At 43.2% G+C, this 2,548-nt stretch carries 2 protein-coding genes; both read right to left on the bottom strand.

Annotated elements, in window-relative coordinates; genetic code table 11:
- Window positions 1-580: 580 nt before the first annotated feature.
- Window positions 581-1,915, bottom strand: a complete 1,335-nt coding sequence (locus tag BB427_RS02815) for an NAD(P)/FAD-dependent oxidoreductase (protein ID WP_069018868.1) — start codon at window positions 1,913-1,915, stop codon at window positions 581-583.
- A gap of 1 nt (window position 1,916) precedes the next feature.
- Window positions 1,917-2,474, bottom strand: coding sequence for a GNAT family N-acetyltransferase (locus BB427_RS02810; RefSeq protein WP_069018866.1), 558 nt, complete (start codon window positions 2,472-2,474; stop codon window positions 1,917-1,919).
- Between the last annotated feature and the right edge of the window lie 74 nt (window positions 2,475-2,548).

The raw sequence follows: 2,548 nt of genomic DNA, 5'->3' as shown, positions 1-2,548 counted from the left end.
AGATGTGTATAAGAGACAGCATTTTCTTATGCGCAGCTCAGGTTATATAATATCGAGTGATAAAAACAGTCAGCAAAATGATATCGCTAGTGGCGTTGGCGCTCGAATCATCGAAACAAAAGTTGATACAGACTGGAAACAATTTACTTTACTAGTGGGTCATGAATTTCAACTATCAGAGCAATCATCACTTGATTTATATGGTGGTTATTCTCGGCTCAAGTTGCAAATGGATGCAACTGCGGAAGTGGAATATATTATCAACCGCGAATACCGTTATAGAAATGAAATTGACGTATCAGCTAACAACGATGCCGATCTTTATCATCTTGAACTGGCTTATGCGCGCTCAGTAGACTCATTTGATGCGAGGGCCGGTATTGGGTTTGAACGCATCAATGGTGGGGAAGGAGAAAGTAGTTTTGTATACCTTGCTGAGATTGGCTACCATTTTACTGATCATATTTCTGCAAATCTAAACTATAGAAATGCTGATGTGTACAACAACGTTGGTTTTAATCTGCGCTATAGCTTTTAGTCGTTGAAAAAAGGTGCGTGATGGGCGCACCTTCTTAATTTGCTAAGCGTATTTATCCATCAACTGAGCATATTGGTAATACGCGAGTTGGCCTACTCTTCTTAATTGCGGCATCGGAAACTTGGGTAGTGGCTTAGTATAGATTGGTAAATTAGGGACTTTAAGACCCATTAATTTTTCAGCAAGTCGAATACTTGCCTGAGCACTAAACGCTACACCTGAGCCGCAATATCCAAGTACATATCCGGTATTGTTTTCGCTGTAGATATGAGGAAGGTCATCCAGTGCAGCGGCAATATAACCACTCCAAAAATAATCAACTTTAACATCGAGTTTAGGAAAGCAATCGTTAAGTGCTGAGCGCAAGTTGTATTGATATTTTGCATTGTCCTGATCATGGCCAAACACCGCGCCTCGCCCACCAAACAAAATACGGTTGTCAGGAAGACGACGATAGTAGTATTTAAGCCGTCTGGTATCCATGACGACTTGCTCTGTGATTAAGCCATTGGCTGCGAGTTGCTCGTCGCTGAGTGGTTCAGTCACGATAATACTACTTAAAATAGGCAAGTAACGCCCTTGAGTTAACGGTGAAAACTGTCGCTGAGCATAGGCATTCGCTGCGATCACTACCTTATTTGCTGAGACTTTGTGGCCGTTCACTTCGAGCTGGTGGTTGCCATTTTGGTTCTGGTGGCGGGTGACCAGACTATTTTCATAAAGTTGCACACCAGTTTGCTGAGCTAATGCTTTGTAACCTAGCAACAGCTTCAAAGGGTGAATACCAAACGCGTTGTCAAATCGTAATGCGCCAAACCCTTGCTGGTTGTGCATATAGGTTTCGGTCAGTTGTTGCTGAGACAGTAACTGATGGCTCTTGCTACCCATGGTTGCAGTGAGAAATTCGGACTGCGCTTTTAGTAGTGAAAATGCTTGCTGGTTGTGTGCAACTTTCAAATAGCCAGACGCTTGCACGTTACAATCAATGTGATTGGCGTCGATATGTTCACGGACTAAAGCAACGGCGTTGTTGTACTCTTGATATATGGCTTTACTGACATCCAGATCATACTTTTTGGCTAGTTGCGCATAACCAAGCCGTCCCGTACTTGGTAGCACAAATCCTGCATTTCTCGCGCTCGCGCCAAAGCCAACTTGATTTGCTTCAAATAGGGCAACGCTTTGATGATGAGTAGTTGCCAAATGGTAGGCGGTAAGTAAGCCCGTAAAACCACCACCGATCACTGCGATATCTACTTGTAAGGGTTTATCTAGCGAAGGCTTAGGCGCATCTAAAGGGCAGGTTGCAGCCCAGTAGCTGTTGGCAAAAGCTTGGCCTTGACAATGTGGCTGAGTGAGTGGATCAAACCCTGACATCTTAAAACTCTAATACCATTTCTGCTGCTTGGCAGTGACATTCTGTACCACAAATAGGACAAACATAGCCGTGATAGATACAGTCATCTAACCACTTATCATCATGGACTTTAATCAGTTTGCCACCGGCTTTGGTGAAGTATTTAACGGCACCGTTACCTGGGCTTTGTTTCCAAAGGTGAGCAACGCCAGCTCTTGCGCCTTGTTGTTTTAATGCTGTTATTGCGTGTTTTAGTAATTGAGGTCCAATACCTTGGCCTTGTGCACTCGGTGACACCGCGATACATTTAAAATATGCCATGTCATTTTGATCGACAGGCCACAAAGACGGTGAACTCCACTTATCTATAGGCCATTGTCCTGCACTATATGATGTTCTAAAGCCGATTAGCTCATCTTCATCGTTTAGGGCAACAAAGGAAGCATTAATACCGCCTTTTGAGCCTTTTTGGTGCATTTGTTCAATGCCCGCGTTATCAAGATAATTATCACCATGAACGAGATTACCAAGTGCGATAACACGCTCGAAATGTTCTGGTTGTAAAGGAATGATTTTCATAGACTGCTCTGTTGTTGTTATATAAGGTGAGGCATTTTGACTAGGGCCTGTTTATCTTTCAAGTTTGTTTTTGC

Origin of the sequence: Pseudoalteromonas sp. BMB (genome assembly GCF_001709235.1) — a bacterium.
GTDB classification, from domain to species: domain Bacteria; phylum Pseudomonadota; class Gammaproteobacteria; order Enterobacterales; family Alteromonadaceae; genus Pseudoalteromonas; species Pseudoalteromonas maricaloris.
Note: the sequence above shows the minus strand (reverse complement) of the source record. Positions and strands in the feature narration are given on the sequence as shown.